The sequence below is a fragment of the Streptomyces sp. SID5910 genome, assembly GCF_009862125.1.
In the GTDB taxonomy this organism is placed as follows: Bacteria; Actinomycetota; Actinomycetes; order Streptomycetales; family Streptomycetaceae; genus Streptomyces.
In genome coordinates, this window is sequence record NZ_WWHX01001033.1 from 1 (window position 1) to 1,259 (window position 1,259).

Here is a 1,259-nt window from a genome sequence, read left to right on the forward strand (position 1 = left end):
CCGCACGTGCTCCGCGACCCGGGGTGAGCCGGCGCCCAGCTCGCCGTACGCGTTGAGCCAGGCGCAGCCGCGGAAGTCCGGCTCGGCGAACCACTGCCCGAGCCAGTCGAAGACGGCCAGGATCCGGGGGACGGCGCCTTCGTGCTCGTCGACGTACTGGGCGAGCCGGCCCCGCCAGCGCACGTCGCGCCGCTCCAGATACGCCAGCACCAGCTGCTCCTTGGCCGGGAACAGCTGGTAGAGCCGCTTGAGGGAGACGCCCGAGGCGGTGCGGACGTCGTCCATGCCGACGGCCCGGACGCCCCGTCCGTAGAAGAGCCGCTCCGCGGCGTCCAACGCCCGCTCCCGGGCGGCCTCGCTGTCCATTCGGGGGCCTCTCCTTGCCGCTCGGGGTCGTGATCCTTGACGTGAGAACGATCGTTCTCCTACGGTAGCAGCCGCAGTGGAGAACGCTCGTTCTCCGGCCTGTCGACGGAGGGTTCGCCATGAGCACCGACCGCCCGCCCCTGCCACCGTTCAACCGCGAGACCGCCGCGAGGAAGGTCCAGGCGGCCGAGGACGCCTGGAACACCCGCGACCCGCACAAGGTCGCGCTCGCCTACTCCGAGGACTCGGTCTGGCGCAACCGCGACACCTTCCTCACGGGCCGGGCCGCCATCGTCGAGTTCCTCACCGCCAAATGGGCGCGCGAGCGCGAGTACGCGCTGCGCAAGGACCTGTGGGCCTTCGACGGGAACCGCATCGCCGTCCGCTTCCAGTACGAGTCGTGCGACACCGACGGCCGGTGGTGGCGCTCCTACGGCAACGAACTGTGGGAGTTCGACGAGCACGGCCTGATGACCCGGCGGGAGGCGAGCATCGACGACGTCCCCATCGAGGAACCGGACCGCCGCATCCACGGCCCCCGCCCCGAGGCGGAGCGCGGTCAGTCATTCCGCCTCCGCTAGCCTCCGGCGGCCGGTTGAGTAGGGTTCCGGCGTGACCCGACCGCCCCGCAGCACCGAGAAGCCCTTCCTCTACGTCGTCGTCTGCGCCGCCGGGGTGGCCTCCGGCGTCGGACGGCTGATCACCGCGGCGCAGGAACGCGGCTGGGAGGTCGGTGTCTTCGCGACCCCCCTCGCCATGGACGGCTTCTTCGACACCGCCGCCGTCGAGACGCGGACCGGCCGGCCCATCCGCTCGGCCTGGCGCCGGCCGGGCGACCCGCGGCCCTTCCCGGCGCCGGACGCCGTCGTGGTCGCGCCCGCCACCTTCAACAC

The 1,259-nt window shown here is 72.4% G+C and carries 2 protein-coding genes and 1 pseudogene; 2 read left to right on the forward strand and 1 reads right to left on the reverse strand.

The features are described from left to right. Nucleotides 1-366 (reverse strand): TetR/AcrR family transcriptional regulator (locus GTW67_RS36665; RefSeq protein WP_161169023.1); only part of this gene is annotated, 366 nt, incomplete at its 3' end. Between the two features lie 119 nt (nucleotides 367-485). On the opposite strand from GTW67_RS36665, the gene GTW67_RS36670 reads away from it, so the two are divergent. Together GTW67_RS36670 and GTW67_RS36675 are read left to right on the forward strand one after the other, a co-directional pair. Continuing rightward, entirely contained in the window at nucleotides 486-947 is a 462-nt protein-coding gene (locus tag GTW67_RS36670) for a nuclear transport factor 2 family protein (protein WP_161169024.1), read from the forward strand. A 31-nt stretch (nucleotides 948-978) separates the two neighbouring features. Further along, nucleotides 979-1,259: pseudogene (locus GTW67_RS36675) on the forward strand (flavoprotein); the annotation flags it as partial.